Here is a 26,559-nt window from a genome sequence, read left to right on the forward strand (position 1 = left end):
CGTGTAAGATGAAGAAGAGGATCAATATGAAATTTACACTTGTCCTCCTGCTCATCGGTTTTATGATTGCTGTACAATATAATTCTTTAGAAAATCCTGAGAAACGTGATACGAGGGATATTTGGGCGATCAGGCAAGAATTGGCAGAAGAGAAAAAAATGCATGTAGAATTGTTGTCCGAAGTGCGTGAACTGGACCGGACAATATCTTCTTACCGTTCATTAGAGGAAACGAGTGCTGGACAAGCTTTAAAAGAAACCGTTGATAAATTACGTGAAAAAGCAGGTACGACGGACATAGTCGGCCCTGGTATTGTAATTGAAGTACGACCATCTGCGGAAAGTGTAGCGTATGGAATACCAATCACGAGTATTTCATCTGATTTACTCACTCGTTTTGTCAATGATGTAAATCGCTTCAAAGGAATTGATATGGAAATTGACGGCAAACGCTACAATATTCTAAGTTCAATTCGAGTTATCAATGGGTACACGTCTGTAAATGGTTTGAATGTATCGACGCCACCGTTTACAATTAAAATCATTTCACAAACAGTAACGGATAGTGAAAAACTGTACAATTATTTATTGGCTTCTTCTATTCATGATGATTTTTACCTTGATAACTTAGTGCTGGATATCCATCCTCCTGAAGAAGATATCATGATTAGAGGTTGGCCAGAACAGTTTGAAAATCTCTATTTGAATGAGTTATCGAAGGGGGATTGACGATGTGGTTGCCACTTTTAGGCTTACTATTAGGAGTTTCGCTAGGATTATTATCCGATATTCAAATTCCCCAAGTGTATAGTAATTATTTATCCATTGCTGTACTCGCTGCGCTAGACACATTATTCGGAGGCATACGAGCACATTTACAGCAAATCTACGATGACAAGGTGTTCATATCGGGCTTCTTTTTCAATATCCTATTGGCCGCTTGTCTCGCATTTTTAGGTGTCCATTTAGGAGTAGATCTCTACTTGGCAGCCATCTTCGCATTTGGTGTAAGGTTGTTCCAAAACATTGCCGTCATACGAAGACTTTTATTGACGAAATGGTCTGCGCGCAACAAGTCTCCTGAAGTTCAGGAGCAGGAATGAAAGGATTGAGAATAGGATGGAGAAAATATTTAGACAATATGGCGATTATACAATAGAATGTAAGGTAAGGATCGAAATAGGGGGTGCCGGGAATTGAGTCAATCTACAACATACGTATCATTGGATATAGGATCTTCTTCAGTCAAAGTGCTGATTGGAGAAGTGGATGGTGGTTCCCTCCACGTAATCGGGGTTGGTAATGTACAATCTGCGGGTATTCGAAAAGGAACAATTATTGATATCGATGCGACTGTCCAGTCTATTAAAAAAGCAGTAGAGCAGGCGGAACGGATGACAGGGATGCAAATTAGAGATGTCGTCCTCGGAATTCCTGCAAACGGCGTATTGCTACAAGACGTAAAAGGTGTTGTAGCTGTTAACTCGGAGAACAGGGAAATTACGGATGACGATTTAGACCGTGTCATGAAATCTGCACAAGTCATGTCCGTGCCACCTGAACGGGAAATCGTCAATATCATTCCAAAACAATTCATCGTGGATGATTACGATGAAATTAAAGACCCTCGAGGGATGATTGGGGTCCGTCTTGAAATGGATGGAACACTCATTACAACCTCTAAAACGTTAGTGCATAATATTTTGCGCTGTGTGGAAAGAGCAGGTCTTGTGATACGTGAAATCTATTTGCAACCTTTAGCTTCTGGAACGTTTGCATTGACGGATGATGAAGTGAATCACGGAACAGCTTTCATTGACATTGGTGGCGGGTCCACGACAATTGCTGTTTTCGGCGATAATCGGTTTGTATCCACTGCTGTCATTCCTGTAGGGGGTGACCATATCACGAAAGACTTGTCAATCATATTAAAGACCCCGACAGAGCAAGCAAGAAAGATTAAGCACCAGTATGGACATGCCTTCTATGACGATGCTTCGGACGACGAATTGTTTGAGGTACCTGTTATCGGTGCGGATTCAAAAGATCAATATAGTCAAAGATACATATCGGAAATCATTGGTGTCCGATTAGAAGAATTGTTTGAACTGGTGTTGGAAGAACTCTATCGGATGGGTATTCAAGATTTACCGGGTGGTATCGTATTGACAGGTGGTACGACAAAACTCGAAGGTATTCTTCAATTGGCTAGACACGTGTTGAAAACGAGGGTTCGGATACATACACCAGAATATATCGGTGTACGCGAACCAATGTATTCGACTGCTGTAGGCCTTATCCGTTATGCTAATATGGAAGATACGTATTTTGGTATTTCAACGGAATCTACAACTGTTCCGGCTAATCGCGAGATGGATTATCCTTCTGCTCCTAAAAAGAAGGTGGCAGTGCCAGACAAAGAGAAAAAACCGAGTTTAATGAGTAAAACAAAAAGATTTTTTGATGGATTCTTTGAGTAAAAAGAGAGTATTTTCAGTAGGGATTAGGAGGAGAGACAATGCTGGATTTTGATACGAATATCGATGCACTTGCCGTAATTAAGGTGATTGGTGTCGGTGGCGGCGGGAATAACGCTGTTAATAGAATGATAGAACATGGTGTGCAAGGTGTCGAATTCATTGCTGTGAATACAGATGCACAAGCACTTAACTTATCGGAAGCTGAAGTGAAATTGCAAATTGGTGGTAAGTTGACGAGAGGGTTAGGAGCAGGTGCAAATCCAGACGTCGGTAAGAAAGCGGCTGAAGAAAGCCGTGAGCAAATTGAAGAAGCGTTACGCGGAGCAGACATGGTCTTCGTAACAGCTGGTATGGGAGGCGGTACGGGTACTGGTGCAGCTCCTGTTATCGCTCAAGTTGCAAAAGACTTAGGTGCATTGACTGTTGGCGTTGTTACTCGTCCATTCACATTTGAAGGCCGTAAGCGTTCAACGCAAGCAATCGGTGGAATTGCAGCGATGAAAGAATCTGTTGACACATTGATTGTCATTCCGAATGATAAACTTCTTGAAATTGTGGACAAGAACACGCCAATGTTGGAAGCTTTCAGAGAAGCGGACAACGTGTTGCGTCAAGGTGTACAAGGTATTTCAGATTTAATCGCCGTACCAGGTTTAATTAACTTAGACTTTGCTGACGTGAAAACAATTATGTCGAATAAAGGCTCTGCCCTCATGGGAATCGGTATGTCTACAGGGGAAAATCGTGCTGCAGAAGCTGCCAAGAAGGCAATATCAAGCCCGTTGCTTGAAACGTCAATCGATGGCGCGAAAGGTGTACTGATGAACATTACAGGCGGTTCTAACTTAAGCTTGTTCGAAGTCCAAGAAGCTGCTGACATCGTCGCATCTGCTTCTGATGAAGATGTAAATATGATTTTTGGATCGGTTATCAATGATTCCTTAAAAGATGAAATCGTTGTAACGGTTATTGCAACAGGTTTTAACGAAGAGCAGTTGAATCCATCAAAAACAACAAGAAATCCAGGATTTGGAGCAACTCGCCAACGCGAAACGCAACAACCAGCGCAACCAACGCATTCGCGTAGAGAAGAAACCCAACAGTTCCAACAATCCGAACCGGCAAGACAGCAACAAACGAACCAACAGGACGACGCACTCGATATTCCAACATTCCTTCGCAACCGTCGTCGATAATTAAATTGATAGAACTCTTCAGTTTCCTACTATGGAGACTGGGGAGTTTTTTCGTTTGTAAAGAAAAAGAGCCATGCATGACAACGTAACCGCATCGCATCTCAAAGCTCCGAGCGTATCACAACGTAAAGAGCTCGCAACGCAACGTAAATGCATCGCAACACAATGTAAAGCCGTCGCATCTCAATGCTCCGAGCGTATCACAACGTAAAGAGCTCGCATCACAACGTAAATGCATCGCACCACAATGTAAAGCCGTCGCATCACAACGCTCCGAGCGTATCACAACGTAAAGAGCTCGCATCGCAACGTAAACAAATCGCACCACAATGTAAAGCCGTCGCATCACAACGCTACGAGGGCTTCAGGTTACAAATCGCAAATGCAAAACTTCCTTCCGGCTGTGGTTTCCATAAAGAACTTTAAGATGTTGTCGAATTTTTACGTAATTTTTATCCTCGTTCCGACAAACATTGCACGACTACAATGTTATCCTTACGTTCAAGGAGGGCGATTGGATGTATGGGGAAATCATCATAGCGATCAACATGCTATTTAATTTCGCGATCTTATCTTTTGCAGATCGGATGGGCACGGCACAAGCTTCCTGGAAACGTCTCTTATTGGCGTCTCTCGTTGGTGCTGTACCCGTCACGCTATTCCCCGACTCCTGGATTGCTCTTTTTATCGCATTTGCTTTCATGGTGTTCTGTGCTTTTGGGGTGTCGTTTACTGCTTGGGGAAACAAAGCTTTCATCGTATTGATTGGAGCGCTGTTTGCGGGCGGATTGCTGACCGTTTTTACGGAACGATTTATTTTTGTGACCGGTCCTTCTATGATTTTTGTCAGCGCAATCTTAGCTTATGCAGCGTTAGCTGTCTTTAAGACGAAGTGGTTGGATGTTCGACTAGCTCGTAAATTATCTACGTATGCAGCAGAATCGATGCTCACGATATGGGACAAAGATGTGCCGGTATCCGTTTTTGTTGATACTGGGAATCGTTGTACGGAGCCCCTCACAGGCGAAGCCGTTCATTTTGTTTCCTTTCAAGCTGTGAAAACGATAATCCCAAGCGAATTGCTTGAACCTCTACAAGCATGGGACCCTAAAGGCGTACCGCAATTATCCGTTTTTCCGAAGCATTATCAGCAGATGGTCCGGTTAATACGACTTCAAACCGTTCAGGGAAATTCATGGGCAGTAGGGTTTAAATTCGATCGTTGGACGATTACGGAAGGATGTGAATTGCCAGCTGGTTATCTTGTGCTGACGAAACAAGATCGTCGTTATCCGGAAGGTGCTCAAGCCATTTTGCATGTATCTGCACTGGAGTTTATCACAAACGAAAGGGGAACTAGTTATGTGGCATGAAATGAAAAAATGGTTGTCGGTCATTAAAAGTCTCTTTAGAAGAAAAGGTGGTACCTATTATATAGGCGGCCATGAATCGCTACCGAAACCATTATCACGTGAAGATGAAGCGAAAACAATCCGAGCATTTATGGAAGGGGATATGGATGCCCGCGATACGTTAATCGAAAAAAATCTCCGACTCGTCGTTTATATTGCACGTCGTTTTGATAATACGAATACACATATTGAAGATTTAATTAGTATCGGAACAATTGGCCTTATAAAAGCGATTGAAACATTTAAAAGTGATCGCAATATTAAACTGGCGACATATGCATCAAGATGTATTGAAAATGAAATTCTTATGCATTTGAGAAAAACCAATCGAACCAAATCGGAAATCTCTTTTGATGAACCGCTGAATTCAGATGCAGATGGCAATGAATTATTACTTTCCGACATATTAGGTACTGATGAGCACATTATTTTGGATGATGTTGAGAAGAAATTGGAAAGACAACATATGATTGAGGCAATAAGTACGCTTGATGAGCGAGAAAAATATATTATGGAATGTCGCTTTGGCTTAACGGGGGAATTGGAAATGACACAGAAAGAAGTTGCAGAATTACTTGGAATTTCACAGTCCTATATTTCGCGCTTAGAAAAGAAAATCATCTCAGAACTTCGTGATCGATTAAATCATCCAATTGCCTGATGGTTGAAATTGGCGATTCGAGTTTCGCATATTCCACATGTCTGAGGACAAACTATTTCGTACAGTCATCTACAGAATGTGGAGGAAAAGCGAATGATGCGTACAAGAGTTGAGATTTGCGGAATCGATACGTCCAATTTGCCATTACTGACAAACGAAGTGATGAAGGAAACGTTTATCCGATTACAAAGTGGTGACGAATCAGCTAGGGAAGAGTTAGTCATCGGGAATCTGCGCCTAGTCCTTAGCCTTGTTCAACGATTTGCTTACAGAGGAGAGCAGGCAGACGATCTTTTTCAAGTCGGTTGCATCGGCTTGCTAAAGTCCATCGACAATTTTGATTTGAAACATAACGTTCGTTTTTCGACGTACGCTGTTCCAATGATCATTGGTGAAATCAAAAGACATTTAAGGGATCACCATGCCATTAGGGTGTCCAGATCTCTAAGAGATATAGCTTATAAAGCGATTAGAGCAAAAGAACAATTTATCAATGATCACCAAAAGGAGCCTAAAATATCCGATTTGGCAGAAATTACGGGAATTCCTGAAGACGATATTTTATTTTCACTAGACGCAATTCAAGATCCAATGTCCTTGCACGAACCAATGAATGGGGATGGCGGTGACCCCGTCTATATTATGGATCAATTACAGGATAAAAAAGTTTCGGAAGATCGTTGGTTAACGTATGTTTCGGTAAAAGAAACGGTATCTGGCATGACAGAACGACAGCAAATGATTCTGTCAAAAAGATTTTATTTAGGGCAGACACAAACTGAAATCGCAAAAGAACTCGGTATTTCTCAAGCTCAAATATCGAGGTTGGAGAAAAATGCAATTCAAATTATTAAAGAAGGTATGGAAAACGAATGACTGTTGAGAAAAACGTAACGCACAGCTTCTTGTGCATTGCGTTTTTTTCTGTCGTTGAGCATATCTTGTTAAAAAGGGAGGGGAACAATATGCGTTTTTCAGAGTTGCAAAAAAAAGAAGTTATTGAAGTCAAAAGAGGCGCTTTTCTTGGATTTGTGCAAGATGCCACAATTGATATGAAGAACGGGAAGTTGGATATGCTCCAAGTAGGTGGAGCAGAGCGTAGTTTGTTGTTTGAGCCCAAAATGAAAGATTATAAACAAATTAAGTATAACGATGTTGTAACGATTGGAAAAGATATCATTTTAGTAGGCAAAAAGCTTGATAATTAGTGGCTTATCATTGATTAGTATGCACTCACTTGGTACAATAAAGCAAAGTAAGCAGAAAAGTAGTGATTGCAAATGGGAAAACTTCAAGAGCGCATCCAACATATTGAAAGAGAGATTCAAGCAGCATGTGAACGCTCGGGAAGAAACCGGGAAGATATTACTGTCATTGCTGTTACAAAGCAAGTTTCTACTGAGAGAACAAAAGAAGTGATTGATTTAGGGATTTTACATGTTGGAGAAAATCGCCCAGAAGGCTTGCTGGCAAAACGTCAGGATATCCAATCCTCAGCTGTTTGTTGGCACTATATCGGCAATGTCCAAAGTAGAAAAGTGAAAGATGTCATTCATGATATTCATTGCCTTCACTCATTGGACAGAATCAGTTTAGCAAAAGAAATTCAAAAACGAGCAAGTGCACCGATCGACTGTTTTGTTCAAGTAAATGTTTCGGGTGAACAGTCAAAGTCAGGTGTCTCTCCAGATGAACTGCGGGCTTTTTTACAACAACTTGCTACTTTTGATAAAATCCGAGTGATCGGGTTAATGACAATGGCTCCTTTTACAGAAGATCAGGATGTTCTAAAATCTGTATTTAGTTCGCTTCGTCAATTACGAGATGAAATGGCAGCTGCCAATATGGAACATGCTCCGTGTACACAGTTGTCAATGGGTATGTCCAATGATTTTGCCATAGCGATTGAAGAAGGTGCAACTCATGTTAGAATCGGTACCGCATTAGTCGGAACGGAGAGTGAGGGAGAACAATGAGCATTAAAAGAAGATTCGAAAAGTGGTTTTATTTAGATGAAGAAGAAGCGTATGAACAAGAACAACCGGTGCGAGAGCAACAACAGCAATTGCAGCAGCCTGTCCCTCAACAGCCGAAGAGGACACCTGCAAGAAAGCAACAGTCGACGGAAACGCAACAACCTGGAACGGTTGTAAGTTTGCAAAGTCTGCAAAAATCTTCAAAAGTTGTGTTGTTTGAACCGCGTGTATACGCTGAAGCACAAGATATTTCAGAACACCTGAAAAACAAGCGTGCAGTAGTCGTCAACTTGCAAAGAATAGAGCGTGACCAAGGAATTCGCATAGTAGATTTCTTAAGTGGAACTGTTTATGCGCTCGGCGGCGATATTCAACGCGTCGGTACGGATATTTTCTTATGCGTACCGGAGAACGTAGAAGTGGCAGGGTCCATTTCGGATTTTTTTGAACGATAGAATCGGATGAGGTGTAATAATAAATATGCAACTTTTTTTAGCAATGTTCTTTAATGTGATTATGAATGTAATCGATATCTACTCCATACTCCTCATCATCTATATTTTGATGTCATGGGTACCTTCAACGAGGGAAACGACTTTTGGAAGGTTTCTTGGGAAAATAACAGAACCATACTTAGGGTTTTTCCGTAAATTTATTCCACCGATTGGTATGATTGATATTTCACCGATCGTTGCGATTTTCGTACTCAACTATTTGATTCGTGCGGGAGTCCGTCAAGTATACGTAATCATTGCCTCACTAGTGTGAGGTTTTTTCTATACAGAACAAGGAGTCGTAAACGATGGATGCAATTATACAACATTTCAGAAAAGACGAGCAGCCTTTCATTGAAACCGTAATCGGATGGACACGTGAAGTGGAAGATACATATTCGCCTAAACTTACGGGCTTTCTCGATCCGAGACAGCAGTTTATCGTGGAATCGGTTGTAAAAGGTGCCGGATTGTCAGTTGAAGGCTTTGGAACTTTCGCAAGTGCGGAACGTAAACGGGTATTAATCTATCCGGATTATTTTGTCCCAACGGAAGATGATTTTCAAATTGTCGTTTTTCAAGTGAAGTACCCTGCTAAGTTTATGCAATTAGAACATCGAGATATTTTAGGATCACTCATGTCACTTGGCATTGATCGATCTAAATTTGGGGATATTCGATTGCACGAAGACCAAGTCCAAATGGCAGTTGCATCTGAATTGAAAGACTATATGAAGGCAAACTTTACAGCTATCGGAAAATCAAAAATTCGACTTGAACTACTGGAAGATGCTGTACCATTACTTGAAATGAATGAAGAGTGGAAGGAAGAACTCCATATCATCAGTTCATTGCGTTTAGATACAGTTGTCGCGTCACTTATTAAGAGTCCGCGACAAAAAGCGGTAGCACTTATTCAAGGCGATAAAGTGAAAGTGAATCATGTCATCCGAAGTACGCAAGCCTTTGAGTTGAACGAATTGGACAGCCTTTCAGTAAGGGGCTTTGGGCGATTTAAAGTGTTGTCTATTGAAGGCCGTACGAAAAAAGATAAAATTCGTCTGCTTATTGGTAAGTTAGAATGATTTTTCTGAAAGTGGTTAAAAACTGCTGTTTTATCTAAACAGGATATGTATAATGGAACTATAGCAATTGAAAGGGGAGAACGTACGAATGGCTTTGTCACCACTCGATATACATAACAAAGAATTTAGCCGTGGCTTTCGCGGTTATGATGAAGATGAAGTAAATGAGTTTTTAGAACAAATCATGAAAGACTACGAAAATGTCTTAGAAGAAAATAAAGTACTGAAAAACAACCTAAAAGAAACGAAAGAACAGATTTCCCATTTCAATACAATTGAGGGGACACTACAGAAATCCATATTGATTGCACAAGAAGCTGCAGAAGACGTTCGCCGGAATTCACTGCAAGAGTCAAAGTTAATTATTAAAGAAGCTGAAAAGAACGCTGATCGTATTGTCAATGAAGCATTGTCTCGTGCGCGGAAAATTGCGATCGATATTGAAGATTTGAAGAAGCAATCCAAAGTTTTCCGCAACCGTTTCAGAATGTTAGTTGAAGCGCAACTGGACATGATCAAAATGGACGACTGGGACAAATTGATGGAATATGAACCTGAATCTGAGCTGTTGGAAACTGCAGCAGATGAAGAGTGATAAAAGACTAAATGCAATCGGTTTGTTGAGTAACCAACTGAGCAATTTATTCCCTCGCTTCGCCCAGTCCAGGGTCTTGTGCTCCCGTTGTTCCTGCAAGAAATATTCTTAACGGAGAACAGCTTTTGGTGAACAAAAGCGGAACGTTGAGAGCACGTCTTTGCACTTCGCCGCCTTTTGCTCCAATCCTGATGAGCATTTTTTAAGTTGAGAGGAAAATAAGTTGTCAGCACAAGCTAGTTGGCTGGAGTGCAGGCGCCGACTCCTGCGGGGGTATAGCACGAATGGTGAGACCCCGCAGGGAGCGAAGCGGACGAGGAGGCTCACCCGTGCCCCGCGGAAAGCGTGCGCCGGAACGCAAGCAAACGGGTTCATCAACACATGAGTTTTCAATCGGTAATTGTCTATTAAGGCAACTGTTGCAATGAACAAATTGTTGTTCGTATACGTGCTTGACATTTCTTTTCAAGCACGCATATAATGAGTACCATATATGTAAAGACAGGCAATGATAGAGAGAGTACTTTTCGATAACTTGTTAAAGCGAGCCGGGGATGGTGAAAGCCTGGTCGATGCATCGAAGACGAAAATCACTCTAGAGCCGGATTGAAGAAAAGCAATCCCGGAAACACCCCGTTATGGTGTTCTGAGAGGTAGCACAACTGTGCTGCAACTAGGGTGGTAACGCGAGCAGAAGTCCTCGTCCCTTTATTGGGATGGGGATTTTTTGTTTTCTTCGATGCACGTGAAACAACGATTCGTATTTTTGCCAAGACATGAAGGAGGAAACATGGATGGATTACAAAGACACATTATTAATGCCTAAAACGGATTTCCCGATGCGTGGAAACCTACCGAACAAAGAACCGGATATGCAAGCGAAGTGGGAAGAAATGGACATTTATACAAAAGTCCAGGAGCGAACGAAGGGTCGTCCATTTTTCGTGCTTCACGATGGTCCTCCGTATGCAAACGGCGATCTTCACATGGGGCACGCTCTAAACAAAGTATTGAAGGATATGATTGTCCGTCATAAGTCGATGTCAGGCTACCATGCGCCATACGTTCCAGGTTGGGACACTCACGGTTTACCGATTGAGCAAGCGTTAGTAAACAAAGGGGTAAACCGTAAAGAACTATCAGTTGCAGAGTTCCGGAAAATGTGTGAGGAATATGCGTACAGTCAGATCGATAACCAACGTACACAATTCAAACGGATTGGTGTGCGTGGAGATTGGGAAAATCCATATATCACATTAAAACCAGCATTTGAAGCACGACAAATTGAAGTGTTTGGTGAAATGGCGAAAAAAGGATACATCTATAAAGGATTGAAGCCGGTTTATTGGTCTCCTTCCAGTGAATCTGCTCTTGCAGAAGCGGAAATTGAATACAAGGATAAGAAATCACCTTCCATTTATGTAGCATTTCCAGTTCATGATGGTCGCGGCGTCGTTGCGGAAGATGTGCGGATTATCATTTGGACGACAACACCATGGACGATTCCTGCGAACCTCGGTATTTCTGTCCACCCTGATTTCCAATATGTAATTGTTGAAGTGGAAGGAAACAAGTTTTTATTAGCAAAAGACCTCGTCGAATTTGTTGCAAAAGAAATCGGTTGGGAATCATATGAAGTTGTCAGTGAATTAAAAGGTTCTGAGCTAGATCGCGTCGTTGCGAAACATCCATTGTATGACCGCGATTCACTTGTTATGTTAGGTGAACACGTAACGGCTGAAGCGGGTACAGGATGTGTCCATACAGCACCGGGTCATGGTGAAGACGACTTCTATGTGTCAAAACAATATGGGATTGACGCTTTATCTCCTGTGAACGACCGTGGTGTCATGACAGACGAAGCACCTGGTTTTGAAGGATTGTTCTATGAAGATGCAAACAAAGAAGTGACGAAAAAGTTGGAAGAAGTCGGAGCGTTATTAAAGCTATCTTTCATTACTCACTCCTATCCGCATGATTGGCGCACGAAGAAACCGGTCATTTACCGGGCAACAGCGCAATGGTTTGCTTCCATTCAATCATTCCGTGATGAATTGCTTGAGGCGATTCGCAATACGAAGTTCACGCCAGCTTGGGGTGAAACGCGCCTCTATAACATGGTCCGTGATCGTGGTGATTGGTGTATTTCCCGTCAACGTGTTTGGGGTGTTCCGATTCCTGTATTCTACGCTGAAAACGGCGAAGAAATTATTACAGATGAAACGATTGCCCATGTCTCTAAACTGTTCCGTGAACATGGATCGAACATCTGGTTTGAAAAAGATGCAAAAGATTTGTTACCAGAAGGCTTCACACATAGTGGTAGTCCGAATGGTCTCTTCACGAAAGAGACGGACATCATGGACGTGTGGTTCGATTCTGGATCTACCCACCAAGGCGTGTTAGAAGAAAGAGAAGATCTTGTCTATCCTGCTGATCTCTATCTAGAAGGATCTGACCAATACCGTGGTTGGTTTAACTCTTCCTTGACAACAAGCGTTGCCATTAATGGAATTGCTCCATACAAAGGCTTGTTAAGCCATGGTTTCACGTTAGATGGAGAAGGGCGTAAAATGAGTAAATCACTTGGAAATACAATTGTTCCAGCGAAAGTGATGAACCAACTCGGTGCAGACATTCTTCGTCTATGGGTATCATCCGTCGATTATACGGCAGATGTACGAGTGTCAGACTCGAACTTTAAACAAGTTTCAGAAGTATACCGTAAAATTAGAAATACACTGCGCTTCCTACACGGAAACGTCGCTGATTTCTCACCATCGAAGGACCGCGTGGCATTTGAACAAATGCGTCCGATTGACCAATATGTGTATGTGAAGCTTCAGGATATGATTAAAGATGTCCTAGCAGCTTATGAAAACTATGAGTTTGCAGGTGTTTATCATGCCGTGAACAATTTCTGTACGGGAGAGCTCAGCTCATTCTACTTAGATATCGCAAAAGATGTTGTGTATATTGAAGGGGCAGACCATCCTCACCGTCGTGCAATGCAAACGGTTATGTATGATGCGTTACTTGCACTCTTGAAGTTGTTAACACCAATCATCCCACATACGACAGATGAATTATGGTCTTATTTAGCCGATGTGGAAGAAGAAAGTGTTCAATTGACAGATATGCCTGAAGCAATTGAATACGGGGAAGTGGCGAGTGCGCTCCGTGAACGCTTCAACGTCTTAATGGTAGTCCGTGACGATGTGTTGAAAGCGCTAGAGGAAGCACGGAATGCAAAAGTAATCGGAAAATCGCTTGAAGCGAAAGTGACACTTGCATTGCCAGAGAAATACGCAGACGTCTTAAAGGCAACAGATATCGACTATGCACAGTTCTTCATCGTTTCAAAGTTTGTTGAAGTAGAAGCAAGTGATATTGCTGCTGATGCGTTAAAACTGGATGCGGCGACTGTTCTTGTTGAGAAAGCAGATGGAGAGAAATGTGAACGTTGCTGGACAATTTCAGAAACTGTGAATACTGATGTAGATCATCCAACACTTTGTACGCGCTGTGCAAACGTTGTAAAAGAATATTATTCCTAATCAATTAAGGTAAGGCTGTATGTAACCATGGCTTAATGCCATTGGTACAACAGCCTTTTTTGTTGTTACCTTGATAGCGAGCTGACCAGGTAGTCGCAATTTCATCATGTGACTCTATTTGTGGTAAAATGGAACAGAAACTGGCGGACGGGGGTTTTTGGAGTGTTAATCTATTATGGAATCGCGATTGTCATTATTCTAATTGATCAATGGACAAAATGGCTGGTCGTACAAAATATGAACTTAGGTGAAAAAATATCGATTGTTGAACCGTATGTTGGGCTCCTTTCTCATCGCAATAAAGGAGCGGCATGGGGGATGTTGGAAGGTCAAATGTGGTTATTTTACATTGTAACGGTTGTAGTAGTTGCCGGTATCATATATTTCTTTCACAAAGAAGCGAAAGGCTCTCCTTTACTCAGCAGTAGTCTCATGCTTCTGTTAGGTGGGGCAGTTGGTAACTTCATCGATCGGTTATGGAGGAAGGAAGTCGTCGATTTCGTGGATGTACTCATTCCTGTCATCAACTACGATTTCCCGATTTTCAATGTAGCGGATGCCGCGTTAACAATTGGTGTCGTTTTAATGATTATTCATGTGTTTGTAGATGAAAAAAAGAAGAAAAAGGTGACATAATGGAACCAATTGAAGTTGTAATTACAGAGGAAAACGGAAATGGGCGGATTGACAAAGTGTTATCGACAGTCAATCCCGAGTGGTCACGCACCCAAATACAGCAATGGGTAAAAGATGGTGCTGTGTTAGTGAATGAACATTCAGTAAAACAAAATTACAAAGTAAAAATAGGCGATCATATCGTAATTATCGAACCTGAACCGGAAGAGCTAGATATCGTTGCAGAAGACCTCTCCTTGGATATTGTCTATGAGGATGAGGATGTTCTGGTCGTGAATAAACCACGTGGAATGGTTGTCCATCCTGCGCCAGGGCATGTTACCGGGACACTAGTAAATGGACTCATGTATCAAGTGAAAGACCTTTCGGGCATAAATGGTGTCATGCGTCCAGGAATCGTTCATCGTATTGATAAAGATACGTCAGGTTTGTTAATGGTAGCGAAAAATGATCTTGCACATGTGTCACTCGTCAACCAATTGGTTAACAAAACAGTGACGCGTGTCTATACAGCGCTTGTCCACGGTCATATTCCACATGATCAAGGAACGATAGATGCGCCGATTGGTCGGGATGTAAAAGACCGACAAAGTATGACAATCGTCGATAATGGGAAACATGCCGTAACCCACTTCAAAGTGCTTGAGCGATTTGGTAATTTTACACTTGTAGAATGTAAGTTGGAAACAGGTAGAACACACCAAATTCGTGTGCATATGAAATATATTGGTTATCCATTAGCGGGTGATCCAAAATACGGTCCTAAGAAGACGATAGAATTTAATGGACAAGCGTTACATGCAGGAACAATCGGATTTGAGCATCCGCGTAATGGGCAGTACTATGAATTCACACAACCATTGCCTGAGGATTTTCAAACACTCCTTACGCAATTGCAAAATGAAAAGCGTTGACAAAGTTCAAACTGCCCACTATACTAATAACAGAAATTGAATAGCGATACCTTTAAAGACAGTCCAGAGAGGCTGGGAAGGTTGCACGGAAGTACGATTGGATACCTGGCTATACGTCTATCCATTGTATGCTTTTTTCTGCACATAAACCTCCCGCCATTCCGGCAGGAGGTTTTTTTTATGCAAAAGCGAAGGGCGCTTGCTCAGTAGAGGAACGCAGTCTAAGTTCGCCACCTCGTGTGGCAACGACTGCATGATCTGCATCCTGCAGACCTCAGGCATAAGACAGACATGCGAAACGGCGCACTTTGCCGTGCAGCAGGGCTGGCTTATGACCCCGAGCATCTAGTGCCCGGAGCTAGCCGATGCAAAAGCGGAGGGCGCTTGCACAGTAGAGGAGCGCAGTCTAAGTTCGCCACGTCGTGTGGCAACGACTGCATGATCTGCATCTTGCAGACCTCAGGCATAAGACGGACATGCGAAACGGCGCACTTTGCCGTGCAGCAGGGCTGGCTTATGACCCGAGCATCTAGCGCCCGGAGCTAGCCGATGCAAAAGCGGAGGGCGCTTGCACAGTAGAGGAACGCAGTCTAAGTTCGCCACGTCGTGTGGCAACGACTGCATAATCTGCATCCTGCAGACCTCAGATGCAAAAGCAGAAATCCTGTATACCTGATACCAGAAAATAATGGAGGGGAAGACATGACGGAAAAAGCGATAATCCTTGACGAACAAGCGATTACTCGTGCAGTGACGAGAATAGCCCATGAAATCATTGAGAAGAATAAGGGGATCGATCAATGTATTTTAGTAGGCATTAAGACGAGAGGCGCCATCCTAGCAAAACGCCTAGCAGACAAAATCGCGCAAATTGAAGGAAAAGCAATTCTTACCGGGGAATTAGATATCACTTTATATCGCGATGATTTACAGATGAAACATCACAATCAGGAGCCTCTTGTCCAACAAGTTGACATCCAACATGATGTAACGGAAAAGAAAGTCATCCTTGTCGATGATGTACTCTACACAGGACGTACGGTGCGTGCGGCAATGGATGCGGTGATTGATTTAGGCAGACCGGCGGCAATTCAACTCGCTGTGTTAGTCGACCGTGGTCACCGTGAACTGCCGATCAGACCTGACTTTGTTGGAAAGAATATCCCTACTTCAAGTGAAGAACGTGTAGTTGTTAGTGTCAGTGAAGAAGATGGAAAAGACGGCGTAACGATTCATACTAAATAATATCAATTTTTCGGAGGCAACCATATGAATGACAACAAAGTATTAGATATTCAAGATAAGCCGCCAGTAGGGAAATGGCTGGCCTTAAGCCTCCAGCATATGTTTGCCATGTTCGGCGCGACAATTTTAGTTCCGCAGTTAGTCGGGTTAAGCCCAGCAATCGCATTACTGACTAGTGGACTCGCAACGCTCATCTTTGTTGTTGTAACACGATTTAAAGTTCCAGCCTATTTAGGATCATCTTTCGCGTTCATTGCACCAATACTAGCAGCGACTGACACCGGAGGCATAGGAAGTGCAATGATTGGCAGCATGTTCGTTGCCTTAGTCTACGCCCTCGTCTCCCTTCTCATTTGGACAACGGGCTCAGATTGGATTATGAAAGTATTACCACCAGTCGTAGTTGGACCTGTCATCATGGTAATCGGTCTCGCAGTGGCACCGATTGCTGTACAGATGGCAAGTACGATTAAAGTGGAAGGGAACCCTGAACCTGTGTATAACCTCCTTCACTTCTCGGCTGCAATTGTCACATTAGCTGCAGCAATCATCTGCCTCATGTTTTTTAGAGGAGTTGTCAGTTTGATGCCGGTCCTCATCGGTATCATTGTAGGCTACATCTACTCAGCTGCAGTAGGGATTGTAGACTTTACAGCAGTTGTAAAAGCGGATTGGATTGAAATTCCCGCGTTTTTAGTACCAGGAATCCACTATGACTTTGTCATTACACCAACACTCCTGGCAATTATGGTACCGATATCTATCGTCACGATTTCAGAGCATATCGGTCACCAGCTAGTATTAGGACGGGTAGTGGAAAAGGACTTGATTAAAGATCCTGGTTTAAATCGTTCCCTCCTCGGTGACGGGCTTGGAACATTGCTAAGTGGTTTCCTTGGCGGACCGCCGAAAACGACTTACGGAGAAAATATTGGTGTCATGGCGATAACACGTGTGTATAGTGTCTATGTCATCATCGGTGCAGCAGTGTTTGCAATCGGGTTCTCTTTTGTTGGTAAGTTGATGGCACTTATATCAACGATTCCTCAAGCAGTACTTGGTGGCATCTCAATCCTGCTTTTTGGAATCATCGCTTCTTCAGGACTACGGATGCTCGTCGATCACAAAGTGGACTTTGGGGAACAACGAAATTTAGTCATCTGCTCGGTCATCCTCGTGATTGGAATCGGTGGAGCTTCCATTCACGTAAGTGAAACATTCCAAGTAGGTGGAATGGCACTCGCGGCAATCGTAGGTGTCTTGCTTAATCTCCTATTACCAGGTAGAAAAAACGAAACATTAGCAGACGAAGCAACAGAATAGATAGACCTTTTAATATTGTCCTGTGAGACAAGGAAAGGTTCGGTTGATGAACTGTCATTCCAATGGATGACGATTGTTCAGTCATGCACATCGAGCCTTTCCGGTACATGGAAAGGCTCTTTTTTTACAAGGAAGGGGACATCGGAATGAACCATTTGGTAGCGATGAGCGATTTATCAGTTGAAGAAATCGATAGTCTATTGGAACGGGCAAAGACATTCAAACACCTAGGGGTGCGTGAATTGCCGGGTAACTATATGGTAAGCAACTTGTTTTTTGAACCAAGTACACGTACAAAGACAAGTTTTGAAGTTGCAGAACGAAAACTTGGACTTGAGGTGATTCCTTTTGAAGCAGGATTTTCAAGTGCTTTAAAAGGCGAAACGCTATACGATACGGTACGAACGTTAGAAGAAATTGGACTCGACGCGGTGGTCATTCGACATTCAGAAGAAAAATACTATGATCAACTTAAAGGAAAGACAAAAGTTGCCATCGTCAATGCAGGGGATGGATCAGGCCAACATCCAACACAATCGTTACTGGATCTGTTTACGATCCAAGAGGAATTTGGAAGCTTTAAAGGGTTGAACGTATTAATCGCAGGGGACTTTTCTCATAGTCGAGTCGCAAAGTCTAACGCAGATGCATTAACAAGGCTCGGTGCGAATGTGACATTCCTCTGTCCGAAAGAATGGGCAGGCGACGTTGACGCTACGGATCAATGGGATGACGTGCTTGAGCAAAGTGATGTTGTCATGTTGTTGCGGGTGCAACACGAACGTCATGAAGAAGGAACGAGTTTTTCAAAAGAAGAATATCATCGTCAATTCGGGCTCACAGTAGAACGGGAAAGAATGATGAAAGAGCGAGCAATCATTATGCATCCTGCGCCGGTAAATCGCGATGTGGAAATTGCAGATTGTTTAATTGAATGTGCGCGTTCAAGGATTTTTAAGCAAGTAGAAAATGGCGTATACATACGGGCAGCGATTTTAGAAGCTGTATTGAAAGGGAGGAATTGACATGGACAAAATCATACAAGGTGCGCAGTTATTGAACGATGCAGGTGAATTATACGTTTCTGACGTAAGAATAAGCGGTGATAAAATTGCTGAAATTGGCAAGGATTTATCGATTGAAGATGCACAAGTAATAGATGGGCAAGGTTTATTTCTTGCACCTGGTTTTATAGATGTCCATGTCCATTTACGTGAACCGGGCGGTGAGCATAAAGAAACAATCGAAACAGGTACGTTAGCTGCTGCAAAAGGCGGTTATACGACAATTTGTGCGATGCCTAACACGCGTCCAGTTCCAGATACAAAAGAAAATTTAGCACATGTTAATCAATTGATTGAAGAAAAAGCGTTAATCCGAGTATTGCCTTACGCATCGATCACAATTCGTGAAGCGGGTAAAGAACGGACGAACTTAACAGAGTTAAAAGAGCATGGCGCTTTTGCCTTTACAGATGATGGAGTAGGGGTTCAAGAAGCTGGCATGATGTACGAAGCAATGCAAGATGCTGCTAAGCAAAACATGCCGATCGTGGCTCATTGTGAGGATAATACACTCATATATGGCGGTGCAATGCATGAAGGTACACGCAATAAAGAACTTGGACTTCCTGGAATTCCTTCCATTGCGGAATCGGTCCATATTGCAAGAGATGTGTTATTGGCCGAGGCAGCAGGGGCGCATTATCATGTATGCCATGTTAGTACGAAAGAGTCGGTGCGAGTGATCCGTGATGCGAAAAAAGCCGGTATCCATGTCACTGCAGAAGTGAGTCCTCACCATTTGCTTCTTACAGAACATGATATTCCTGGAGATGACGCAGATTGGAAGATGAATCCACCGTTACGAGGGACAGAAGATCTACAAGCATTGCGAGATGGCCTACTGGATGGCACGTTAGATTTCATTGCAACGGATCATGCGCCACATACGGCTGAGGAGAAAAGTGCCGGAATTGCAAAAGCGCCATTTGGCATCACTGGATTTGAAACAGCCTTCCCACTTCTATACACGCATTTCGTGAAGGAAGGGAAATGGTCTTTAAAACAATTGATAGATTGGATGACTGCAAAGCCAGCGAATGTGTTTGGCATGCCGTATGGGAAAATTGATATCGGAGCAACTGCAGATCTTGTGTTAATTGATTTGAACAAAGAGCAACAAATTGATCGGACAACATTTTTGTCTAAAGGGAAAAATACACCATTTGATGGCTGGACATGTTTTGGATGGCCGGTTACAACAATTTATGGCGGATCAATCGTCTGGAAGGATGGTCAATGATGAAGAAAAGATATTTGGTTTTAGAAGATGGAACAATTTTTGAAGGTGCAGCTTTCGGATCAGACAATGCTTCAATTGGTGAAACCGTATTTTCAACGGGTATGACGGGTTACCAAGAAACCATTTCGAATCCATCAGGTTTTGGTCAAATCGTCGTCATGACATATCCTCTTATCGGAAACTATGGCATCAACCGCGACGACTATGAATCTATTGAACCCGCTATCAACGGTCTGGTCGTTCGGGAACTAAGTGAAGAACCGTCTAACTTCCGCAGCTCGATGACACTTGGTGATTTACTTGTGCTCAAAGGGATTCCGGGAATCGAAGGAATTGATACGAGAAAGTTGACGCGTATTTTACGCCAAAAAGGTTCCCTAAAAGGTAAGCTGACTGCCGCAGGTGAAGAGTTAGACATGGAGGCAGTTGTGAAAGAGGTAGCTGATTTCACGACGCCTACTAATGTAGTCGAAATGATTTCTACGAAAAAACCATATCCTAGTCCGGGACGAGGGAAACGAGTAGTTGTCATCGATTATGGATTAAAACACGGCATTCTCCGCGAGTTGAACAAACGTGATTATGATGTCATCGTTGTTCCGTATAACACTTCTAAAGAAGTTATTATGGCGTTAGTGCCAGATGGCATTCTTTTGTCAAACGGACCTGGAAATCCGGAAGACGTTGAAGGGGCAGTTGAAACAATTAAGCAATTGCTCGGCAAGACTCCTATTTTTGGCATTGGGTTAGGCCACCAGTTATTAGCTCTATCCTATGGTGCAAAAACAATGAAAATGAAGATTGGCCATAGTGGTGGGAATTATCCTGTGAAAGATTTACTGACAGGAAGAACCGAATTGACATCACAAAGTCACGGTTACTGCATTGATGAAACATCTATAGAAGGGACGGCCCTTGAAATCACGCATCGAGCACTAAATGACCGTTCGATTGAGGGAATCCAAAGTAAAACAGATGCAGCATTCTCCGTCCAATTCCATCCGGAAGCATCGCCTGGACCGGAAGATGCAAATCATTTGTTTGATCGATTCGCTGAATTAATGAATGCACGTAATGGAGAGGAGAATACCAATGCCTAAAAGACAAGACATACAAACGATTCTCGTAATTGGATCAGGACCAATTGTTATCGGACAAGCAGCAGAATTCGATTATGCGGGTACGCAAGCTTGCCTATCGCTAAAAGAAGAAGGATACCGTGTTATCCTCATCAACTCAAACCCTGCAACGATCATGACCGATACAGAAATTGCAGATAAAGTTTATATTGAACCAATCACGCTTGACTTTGTCAGCCGTATCATCCGTAAAGAACGTCCGGATGCACTCCTTCCAACTCTTGGCGGGCAAACAGGACTGAACATGGCGATTGAGCTACAAGAATCCGGTATTTTAGATGAGTTAAATGTCGAAATCCTAGGGACAAAACTTGATGCAATTCACCAAGCCGAAGATCGTGATCTATTCCGTTCCCTTATGAATGAATTAGGAGAACCTGTTCCTGAAAGTGACATTATTCATAACCTTGACGAAGCATACGCATTTGTTGAAAAAATCGGCTATCCAGTGATTGTCCGACCTGCCTTCACGTTAGGTGGAACAGGAGGCGGAATTTGCTATAACGATAAAGATTTGACGGAGATTGTTGCAAGCGGACTGAAATATAGCCCGGTCACACAATGTCTTTTAGAAAAATCAATCGCAGGATACAAAGAAATCGAATATGAAGTGATGCGCGATTCAGCAGATAACGCAATTGTCGTATGCAATATGGAAAATGTTGATGCGGTTGGAATCCATACAGGGGACTCAATTGTTACAGCACCTTGCCAGACAATGACAGACCGTGAAAATCAGATGCTACGAAATGTATCGTTGAAGATTATCCGTGCTTTGAAAATTGAAGGCGGTTGTAACGTTCAGCTTGCACTAGATCCACATAGCTTTAAGTACTACATTATCGAAGTGAACCCGAGGGTTAGTCGTTCGTCAGCACTTGCTTCAAAAGCGACGGGGTATCCGATTGCTAAACTTGCTGCAAAAATTGCGGTCGGCTTGACACTGGATGAAATGATGAACCCGGTTACAGGTTCCACATATGCATGCTTCGAGCCGACGATCGATTACGTTGTGACAAAAATTCCTCGCTGGCCATTTGATAAATTTGAATCGGCTAAACGGAACCTTGGAACACAAATGAAAGCGACAGGCGAAGTAATGGCGATGGGCCGTTCGTTTGAAGAATCCATCCTAAAAGCTGTTCGCTCACTCGAGACTGGGCAATTTGGTCTGACTTTGAAACATGCTGAAGATATGACGAATGAGTGGATTGAAAAACGGATTCGTCGAGCTGGTGATGAACGTCTCTTCTTCATCGGAGAGGCTTTACGCAGAGGAGTATCCGTTGAAACGTTGCATGAATGGAGTATGATTGATGTATTCTTCCTTCGCAAACTTGAGAAGATTGTTCAGTTTGAAGAGCAATTAAAAGCAAATCCACAAGATATTGAAGTTCTATACAAAGCTAAGCGTATGGGCTTTGCAGATGTCACGATTGCGCAACTTTGGAACACATCAGAGCGTTCAATCTATGCATTACGAAAAGAGCATGGGATTGTACCAGTTTATAAGAAAGTCGATACATGTGCAGGTGAGTATGAGTCCGATACGCCGTATTTCTATGGAACGTACGAAGAGGAGAATGAGTCGATCAAGTCTGATAAAAAGAGTGTGGTCGTACTCGGTTCAGGTCCAATTCGAATCGGGCAAGGAGTGGAATTTGATTATGCTACTGTTCACTCTGTTTGGGCGATCCAACAGGCGGGCTATGAAGCAATTATCATCAACAACAATCCAGAAACGGTTTCTACAGACTTTTCAATCTCCGATAAACTGTATTTTGAACCTTTGACGATTGAAGACGTCATGCATATCATTGATTTGGAGCAGCCGGAAGGCGTCATCGTGCAATTCGGTGGTCAAACCGCAATTAACTTAGCGGCAGGTCTTGAAGAACGTGGCGTGAAAATTTTAGGAACGTCCTTAGAAGATATCGATCGCGCGGAAAACAGAGATAAATTCGAACGTGCATTACACGAAATTGGTATTCCGCAGCCACTTGGCAAAACAGCTGTGTCAGTGTCTGAAGCCGTAGCAATTGCAAACGAAATTGGTTATCCAGTTCTCGTAAGACCATCGTATGTTCTTGGTGGCCGTGCAATGGAAATCGTTTATCATGAAAACGAATTGTTGCACTATATGGAACACGCAGTGGAAGCAAGTCCAGAACATCCCGTACTCATCGATCGTTATTTGACGGGCACTGAAATTGAAGTGGATGGCATATGCGATGGAGAAAATGTCGTGATTCCTGGCATCATGGAGCATATTGAACGTGCTGGTGTCCACTCTGGAGACTCAATTGCTGTCTATCCACCGCAAAACCTTTCAGCTGCGATGGTAGAAACGATCGTGGATTATACAAAACGGTTAGCAATCGGATTAAACATCAAAGGATTACTGAATATCCAATTTGTCATCTCTGAAGGACAAGTATACGTCATTGAAGTGAACCCTCGTTCAAGTCGTACAGTTCCTTTTATGAGCAAAATTACAAATATACCGATGGCTAACATTGCAACCAAAGCGATTCTTGGCCAATCAATCGTCGATCAAGGATATGAGACAGGGCTTGCACAAGCACCTGCTGGTGTCTATGTAAAAGTACCTGTATTCTCTTTCGCAAAACTTCGCCGTGTAGACATAACGCTTGGACCTGAAATGAAATCTACAGGAGAAGTCATGGGGAAAGATGTCACTTTAGAAAAAGCGTTGTATAAAGGACTCGTAGCAGCCGGAATGGAAATTAAAGAATACGGTTCTGTGCTTATGACAGTTTCTGATAAAGATAAAGAAGAAATTGTCGATTTGGCTAAGCGTTTTATCAACATCGGCTATCGAATCCTTGCAACAGAAGGTACAGCAAGAACGTTAGAGGAAGCACAAATTCAAGTGAAAACAGTCGGTAAAATCGGTTCGAATGGGCCGACGTTGATTGACGTGATTCAAAAAGGCGATGCGCAACTAGTCATTAACACGTTGACGAAGGGTAAACAACCTGAACGTGATGGTTTCCGAATTCGTCGTGAATCCGTCGAAAACGGCATCCCTTGTTTGACATCGATTGATACAGCAGAAGCGATGTTACGTGTAATCGAGTCGATGACCTTCCAAACGGATGAAATGCCGAAACAGCAGGTGACGGTATGATCCTTCAAGATAAGATGATCGTGAAGGCGCAACGTCAAATTGCTCAAGGTATTTTTGAAATGAGACTAACTGGAAAGCTGGTCGGGGAAATCACTTCCCCTGGCCAGTTTGTCCATGTCCGTGTAGCGGATTCGTTCGAACCATTGTTAAGGAGGCCGATTTCCATTGCTTCAATTTGTAATGAGTTGAATGAGATGACAATAATTTACCGTGCAGAAGGCCGTGGTACTACAATGCTCGCGAAGAAACGAGAAGGCGATGAAGTTGACGTGCTCGGCCCGTTAGGAAACGGCTTTCCAGTAGACGAAACAGCTCCAGGTGAAACGGCTATTTTAATTGGTGGAGGAATTGGTGTTCCGCCATTATATGAGCTGTCCAAACAGTTGACAGCTAAAGGAGTAAAATGTGTACATGTGCTAGGGTTCCAATCGGCAGATGTCGCTTTTTATGAGGAAGAATTCAAGCAACTCGGTGATACGTATATTGCGACTGTCGACGGTTCCTTAGGGACTGGAGGTTTTGTCACGAATGTTATGGAAAACTTGGATGAAGAATTTGCGACCTACTATAGTTGTGGTCCCATGCCGATGCTGAACGCGGTTCAAACGGCTTATACGGGTAAAAAAGGGTTCTTGTCATTCGAACAGCGGATGGGTTGTGGCATTGGTGCTTGCTTTGCATGTGTATGTCAAACGACCGATCAAACGGACAAAGCATACATTAAGGTCTGCTCAGATGGGCCAGTATTTCCTGCAGGGGTGGTGTCAATATGAATCGATTGTCAATTGAATTGCCAGGTTTACAGTTGAAAAATCCAATCATGCCGGCATCTGGCTGCTTCGGATTCGGTAAAGAATACGGAAACTTGTATGATTTATCGCAATTAGGGGCTATTATGATAAAGGCGACAACATTGGAAACACGATTTGGCAATCCTACACCTCGTGTTGCTGAAACGGCTGCCGGCATGTTAAACGCAATCGGTCTTCAAAACCCCGGCTTGCAAGGTGTCATGGAAGCTGAACTGCCGTGGCTCGAACAATTTGATGTACCAATTATCGCGAACGTTGCAGGAACAGAGACAGCTGATTATGTTGAAGTGGCGAAAACAATATCAACTGCACCAAACGTCAAAGCATTGGAACTTAACATTTCCTGTCCGAACGTTAAATGTGGTGGGATTACATTCGGAACAGACCCTCAACAAGCCCATGATTTGACTGCTGCAGTAAAGGCTGTTTCTGAAGTGCCGGTGTATGTGAAACTTTCACCGAATGTAACAGACATTAAAGCAATCGCTAAAGCGGTTGAAGAAGGCGGAGCAGACGGCATAACGATGATTAACACATTAGTCGGTATGCGCTTAGATCAGAAAACAGGGCGGCCCATCATTGCGAATGTTACAGGCGGTTTGTCGGGTCCTGCAGTGAAACCAGTTGCAATTCGCATGGTGTATGAAGTAAGTCAAGTCGTCAACATACCGATTATCGGTATGGGAGGCGTTTCAAATGCGGAAGATGTCATCGATTTTCTTTCTGTTGGTGCAAGTGCCGTTGCAGTTGGAACTGCCAATTTTGTCGATCCATTTGTTTGTCCGACGATTATAGAAGAACTGCCTGCTAAAATGGATGCGTTAGGCATTGAACACATTACAGATTTAATTGGAAGGAGTCATCGTTTATGAAAACATCCCCTATTATTGCATTAGATTTTGAATCCGCACAAAAAACGATGGATTTCCTTCGTGCATTTGAAGGCGATGTCAACGTGAAAGTTGGCATGCAGCTTTACTACAAAGAAGGTCCCGCGATGATTGCGAAATTAAAGGAACGCGGTTTTGACATCTTCTTAGATTTGAAGCTCCATGACATACCAAACACGGTGAAATCGGCTATGGAAGTTTTGGCTGGTTTAGGCGTCGATTTGGTCAATGTGCATGCGGCTGGCGGGAAAACAATGATGGAAGCCGCACTTGAAGGACTTGATAAAGGGACGCCTGCAGGCATGAAACGGCCGTCCATCATCGGTGTGACGCAATTGACGTCCACTGATGAGAGACAAGTTCAAGAAGAGCAATTAATTCAAGCGACTTTGCAAGATTCTGTTTTGCACTATGCGAAACTTACGAAGCAAGCTGGGCTAGATGGAGTCGTTTGTTCGGTGCACGAGGCAGCGGTCATCTCAGAAATTTGTGGACCTGAATTTTTAAAAGTAACACCTGGTATTCGTTTGCCGGAAAGTGGTGCGCACGACCAAAAAAGGATTGCGACACCTGAAGAGGCGAGAAAAGAAGGATCCACACACATTGTTGTTGGAAGAGCAATTACTGGCGCAGATAACCCTCGAGAAGCATATGAACTGATTAACGCTCGATGGAAAGGAATGGAGTAAA

The 26,559-nt window shown here is 43.0% G+C and carries 25 protein-coding genes and 1 other annotated feature; all 25 genes read left to right on the forward strand.

Features of this window, described 5'->3' with window-relative positions:
* Nucleotides 1–8 precede the first annotated feature (8 nt).
* The 25 genes from NRI27_RS05450 to pyrF all read left to right on the forward strand — a co-directional run bounded on the left by NRI27_RS05450 (nucleotide 9) and on the right by pyrF (nucleotide 26,558).
* A complete protein-coding gene (locus NRI27_RS05450; RefSeq protein ID WP_371389844.1) occupies nucleotides 9–728 on the forward strand; it encodes a DUF881 domain-containing protein in 720 nt (239 codons plus the stop codon).
* A gap of 2 nt (nucleotides 729–730) precedes the next feature.
* Nucleotides 731–1,102, forward strand: a complete 372-nt coding sequence (locus NRI27_RS05455) for a small basic family protein (protein ID WP_317941736.1) — start codon at nucleotides 731–733, stop codon at nucleotides 1,100–1,102.
* A gap of 93 nt (nucleotides 1,103–1,195) precedes the next feature.
* Nucleotides 1,196–2,479 (forward strand): cell division protein FtsA, encoded by a 1,284-nt coding sequence (gene ftsA, locus NRI27_RS05460; RefSeq protein WP_317941735.1) that lies wholly within the window; start codon nucleotides 1,196–1,198, stop codon nucleotides 2,477–2,479.
* 38 nt (nucleotides 2,480–2,517) lie between these two features.
* Nucleotides 2,518–3,675 (forward strand): cell division protein FtsZ, encoded by a 1,158-nt coding sequence (gene ftsZ, locus NRI27_RS05465; RefSeq protein WP_317941734.1) that lies wholly within the window; start codon nucleotides 2,518–2,520, stop codon nucleotides 3,673–3,675.
* A gap of 518 nt (nucleotides 3,676–4,193) precedes the next feature.
* A complete protein-coding gene (locus tag NRI27_RS05470; RefSeq protein WP_371389845.1) occupies nucleotides 4,194–5,048 on the forward strand; it encodes a sigma-E processing peptidase SpoIIGA in 855 nt (284 codons plus the stop codon).
* Entirely contained in the window at nucleotides 5,038–5,748 is a 711-nt protein-coding gene (gene sigE / locus NRI27_RS05475; RefSeq protein ID WP_371389846.1) for an RNA polymerase sporulation sigma factor SigE, read from the forward strand. Before NRI27_RS05470 ends, sigE begins: the two co-directional genes overlap by 11 nt.
* Nucleotides 5,749–5,844: 96 nt before the next feature.
* A complete protein-coding gene (sigG, locus tag NRI27_RS05480) occupies nucleotides 5,845–6,624 on the forward strand; it encodes an RNA polymerase sporulation sigma factor SigG (protein WP_317941947.1) in 780 nt (259 codons plus the stop codon).
* Between the two features lie 89 nt (nucleotides 6,625–6,713).
* Nucleotides 6,714–6,956 (forward strand): PRC-barrel domain-containing protein, encoded by a 243-nt coding sequence (locus NRI27_RS05485; RefSeq protein ID WP_317941731.1) that lies wholly within the window; start codon nucleotides 6,714–6,716, stop codon nucleotides 6,954–6,956.
* Between the two features lie 72 nt (nucleotides 6,957–7,028).
* Nucleotides 7,029–7,724 (forward strand): YggS family pyridoxal phosphate-dependent enzyme, encoded by a 696-nt coding sequence (locus NRI27_RS05490; RefSeq protein WP_371389847.1) that lies wholly within the window; start codon nucleotides 7,029–7,031, stop codon nucleotides 7,722–7,724.
* Nucleotides 7,721–8,179, forward strand: a complete 459-nt coding sequence (locus NRI27_RS05495) for a cell division protein SepF (protein WP_371389848.1) — start codon at nucleotides 7,721–7,723, stop codon at nucleotides 8,177–8,179. Before NRI27_RS05490 ends, NRI27_RS05495 begins: the two co-directional genes overlap by 4 nt.
* Before the next feature lie 25 nt (nucleotides 8,180–8,204).
* Nucleotides 8,205–8,492 carry a YggT family protein gene (locus NRI27_RS05500; RefSeq protein ID WP_371389849.1) on the forward strand — a complete coding sequence of 96 codons (288 nt, stop codon included), beginning with the start codon at nucleotides 8,205–8,207 and terminating at the stop codon, nucleotides 8,490–8,492.
* A 34-nt stretch (nucleotides 8,493–8,526) separates the two neighbouring features.
* On the forward strand, nucleotides 8,527–9,303 hold the full coding sequence (locus tag NRI27_RS05505; protein ID WP_371389850.1) for a YlmH family RNA-binding protein: 777 nt from the start codon (nucleotides 8,527–8,529) through the stop codon (nucleotides 9,301–9,303).
* An 88-nt stretch (nucleotides 9,304–9,391) separates the two neighbouring features.
* On the forward strand, nucleotides 9,392–9,898 hold the full coding sequence (locus NRI27_RS05510; protein WP_317941726.1) for a DivIVA domain-containing protein: 507 nt from the start codon (nucleotides 9,392–9,394) through the stop codon (nucleotides 9,896–9,898).
* Nucleotides 9,899–10,397: 499 nt separating this feature from the next.
* Nucleotides 10,398–10,609, forward strand: a binding site (T-box leader).
* 83 nt (nucleotides 10,610–10,692) lie between these two features.
* Nucleotides 10,693–13,455: an isoleucine--tRNA ligase gene (ileS, locus tag NRI27_RS05515; protein ID WP_371389851.1), complete on the forward strand. Its 2,763-nt coding sequence runs from the start codon at nucleotides 10,693–10,695 to the stop codon at nucleotides 13,453–13,455.
* Between the two features lie 162 nt (nucleotides 13,456–13,617).
* The gene (gene lspA, locus NRI27_RS05520) at nucleotides 13,618–14,091 is read left to right on the forward strand and encodes a signal peptidase II (protein WP_371389852.1); all 474 of its coding nucleotides are present in this window, start codon (nucleotides 13,618–13,620) and stop codon (nucleotides 14,089–14,091) included.
* Nucleotides 14,091–15,005 carry an RluA family pseudouridine synthase gene (locus NRI27_RS05525; RefSeq protein ID WP_371389853.1) on the forward strand — a complete coding sequence of 305 codons (915 nt, stop codon included), beginning with the start codon at nucleotides 14,091–14,093 and terminating at the stop codon, nucleotides 15,003–15,005. The genes lspA and NRI27_RS05525 overlap by 1 nt, the downstream gene beginning before the upstream one ends.
* Nucleotides 15,006–15,707: 702 nt before the next feature.
* Nucleotides 15,708–16,250, forward strand: coding sequence for a bifunctional pyr operon transcriptional regulator/uracil phosphoribosyltransferase PyrR (pyrR, locus tag NRI27_RS05530; RefSeq protein ID WP_317941722.1), 543 nt, complete (start codon nucleotides 15,708–15,710; stop codon nucleotides 16,248–16,250).
* 24 nt (nucleotides 16,251–16,274) lie between these two features.
* On the forward strand, nucleotides 16,275–17,573 hold the full coding sequence (locus NRI27_RS05535; RefSeq protein WP_371389854.1) for a solute carrier family 23 protein: 1,299 nt from the start codon (nucleotides 16,275–16,277) through the stop codon (nucleotides 17,571–17,573).
* Nucleotides 17,574–17,719: 146 nt separating this feature from the next.
* Nucleotides 17,720–18,598, forward strand: a complete 879-nt coding sequence (locus NRI27_RS05540; protein ID WP_371389855.1) for an aspartate carbamoyltransferase catalytic subunit — start codon at nucleotides 17,720–17,722, stop codon at nucleotides 18,596–18,598.
* Between the two features lies 1 nt (nucleotide 18,599).
* A complete protein-coding gene (locus tag NRI27_RS05545; protein WP_371389856.1) occupies nucleotides 18,600–19,877 on the forward strand; it encodes a dihydroorotase in 1,278 nt (425 codons plus the stop codon).
* Complete coding sequence (locus NRI27_RS05550; RefSeq protein WP_371389857.1) at nucleotides 19,877–20,977, forward strand: carbamoyl phosphate synthase small subunit; 1,101 nt, start codon at nucleotides 19,877–19,879, stop codon at nucleotides 20,975–20,977. The genes NRI27_RS05545 and NRI27_RS05550 overlap by 1 nt, the downstream gene beginning before the upstream one ends.
* Complete coding sequence (carB, locus tag NRI27_RS05555; protein ID WP_371389859.1) at nucleotides 20,970–24,167, forward strand: carbamoyl-phosphate synthase large subunit; 3,198 nt, start codon at nucleotides 20,970–20,972, stop codon at nucleotides 24,165–24,167. Before NRI27_RS05550 ends, carB begins: the two co-directional genes overlap by 8 nt.
* Nucleotides 24,164–24,940, forward strand: a complete 777-nt coding sequence (locus NRI27_RS05560; protein ID WP_371389860.1) for a dihydroorotate dehydrogenase electron transfer subunit — start codon at nucleotides 24,164–24,166, stop codon at nucleotides 24,938–24,940. Before carB ends, NRI27_RS05560 begins: the two co-directional genes overlap by 4 nt.
* Complete coding sequence (locus tag NRI27_RS05565; protein WP_317941715.1) at nucleotides 24,937–25,851, forward strand: dihydroorotate dehydrogenase; 915 nt, start codon at nucleotides 24,937–24,939, stop codon at nucleotides 25,849–25,851. Before NRI27_RS05560 ends, NRI27_RS05565 begins: the two co-directional genes overlap by 4 nt.
* Nucleotides 25,848–26,558 (forward strand): orotidine-5'-phosphate decarboxylase, encoded by a 711-nt coding sequence (pyrF, locus tag NRI27_RS05570; protein WP_371389862.1) that lies wholly within the window; start codon nucleotides 25,848–25,850, stop codon nucleotides 26,556–26,558. Before NRI27_RS05565 ends, pyrF begins: the two co-directional genes overlap by 4 nt.
* The last annotated feature ends 1 nt before the right edge of the window (nucleotide 26,559 follow it).

Origin of the sequence: Sporosarcina sp. OR05 (assembly GCF_041414805.1) — a bacterium.
Lineage (GTDB): Bacteria > Bacillota > Bacilli > Bacillales_A > Planococcaceae > Sporosarcina > Sporosarcina saromensis.